General features: G+C 72.3%; 1 protein-coding gene and 1 pseudogene. One reads left to right on the plus strand and one right to left on the minus strand.

Annotated features, from left to right (window positions below):
- Positions 1 to 147 precede the first annotated feature (147 nt).
- Positions 148 to 1,089, plus strand: a complete 942-nt coding sequence (locus G6018_RS12025; RefSeq protein WP_182639720.1) for an LCP family protein — start codon at positions 148 to 150, stop codon at positions 1,087 to 1,089.
- A gap of 31 nt (positions 1,090 to 1,120) precedes the next feature.
- Here the strand turns inward: G6018_RS12025 and G6018_RS12030 are convergent.
- Positions 1,121 to 1,554, minus strand: a pseudogene (locus G6018_RS12030) (hypothetical protein); the annotation flags it as partial.

The following is a 1,554-nucleotide window of genomic DNA, read 5'->3' on the forward strand; positions in this document are numbered from 1 at the left end:
TCCCGGTCGCGATCCGGCGGGCGGGACCCCCGCAGGCAACCGGTCGACCCGCGCGGTGTCCGGTCCGGTCGGCCGTCGCGGGCCGGGTACGGGTCCACACTCGATCGCCGCTCCCGCCGGGCACCCGGTAGACGGCGCCTCGGGCCGATGCGGATCCTGGGTCTGGTGCTCGTGGTGATCCTGACGCTGGGCGTGGTGAGCGTCCTGTGGGCGGACTCCAAGCTCCAGCGGATCGACGCGCTGCCGGACTACCCCGGCCGGGGCGGCAACACCCCGGGCAGCATCACCCTCCTGGTGGGGACCGACTCCCGCGAGGGACTCACCCCGGAGCAGCAGGCCCAGCTGTCCACCGGGTCGGAGTCCGATGCCGGCGGCAAGCGCACGGACACCATGATGCTGGTCTACACGCCGCGCGACAGCGGCCGGACCATGCTCATCTCGCTCCCGCGGGACCTGCTGGTCGACATCCCGGACTACGGACAGAACAAGCTCAACGCCGCCTACACCTTCGGCGGTCCGGCGCTGCTGACCCGCACGCTCGAGCAGCAGACCGGGATGCGGATCGACCACTACGCGGAGATCGGGTTCGGCGGCTTCTCCGGGATCGTCGACGCGGTCGGTGGTGTGGACATCTGCATCGAGGAGCCGATCAACGACCCGCTCGCGGGACTCGACCTGGCCGCCGGCTGCCAGACCCTGGCGGGGCCGCAGGCCCTCGGCTTCGTCCGCACCCGCTACGGGTTCGCCGAGCAGGACCTCCAGCGGGTCCGCAACCAGCGGCAGTTCCTCGGCGCGCTCATGAGCGAGACCATGTCCCCGGGCAACCTGCTCAACCCGTTCACCGCGGTGTCACTGGTCGACGCGGCCTCGGAGGCCGTCACGGTCGACTCCGGGGACCACATCTGGAACCTCGCGTCGGTGATGTGGAAGCTCAGGGGCGATCCGCTCACCGTGACCGCCCCCTACGACGGCATGGCCTCCGGTTCCGTGGGCTCGTACCTCGTGTGGGGCCCGAGCACCACGGGGTTCTTCGACGCGGTCGCCTCGGGCCGCACCCCGGCCCAGGAGTACCTCGACCCCGGCCCCTGAGCCCGCCCCCCGGCTCACGGGTACCGGCTGGTCATCCCGCGGGCGTGATCGAGACGATCCCCCAGGTGCCGTCGGGGTTCTCCGCCACCCGCACACGCTGCCGGATCACCACCGGCTCCGCATCGGGCGGGGACTCGGTGAGGCTCACCTCGAGGAGCGTGGGCGACAGCTCCCGCGCGTCCACACAGTGGGTGGTGCCCTCGGGCACCCGGTCCACCCCCTCGACGCGCAGCCGGTCCGGCGTCATCCGGCTCGACGGCGAGACCGCCTCGAACGCCTTCTCGGCCGAGCGCTCGACGTAGTAGGCGTGATCGAAGGCCAACACGGTCCCCAACGGCGAGTCCAGCGACCCCGGGCCGTCGCCCACCACGTGGCCGGGTTCGGAGACCGGGGCGCAGTCCGCCGCCTCCTCACCGGTCGGGGAGAGAGCCCCGCGGGTGAGGAGGAATCCGATCACCGCCGAGC

Origin of the sequence: Dietzia sp. DQ11-44, from assembly GCF_014145205.1 — a bacterium.
Lineage (GTDB): Bacteria > Actinomycetota > Actinomycetes > Mycobacteriales > Mycobacteriaceae > Dietzia > Dietzia natronolimnaea.

Coding starts and splice junctions, on each gene's coding strand:
- G6018_RS12025 (WP_182639720.1), top strand. CDS start 148: ATGCGGATCCTGGGTCTGGTGCTCGTGGTGATCCTGACGCTGGGCGTG.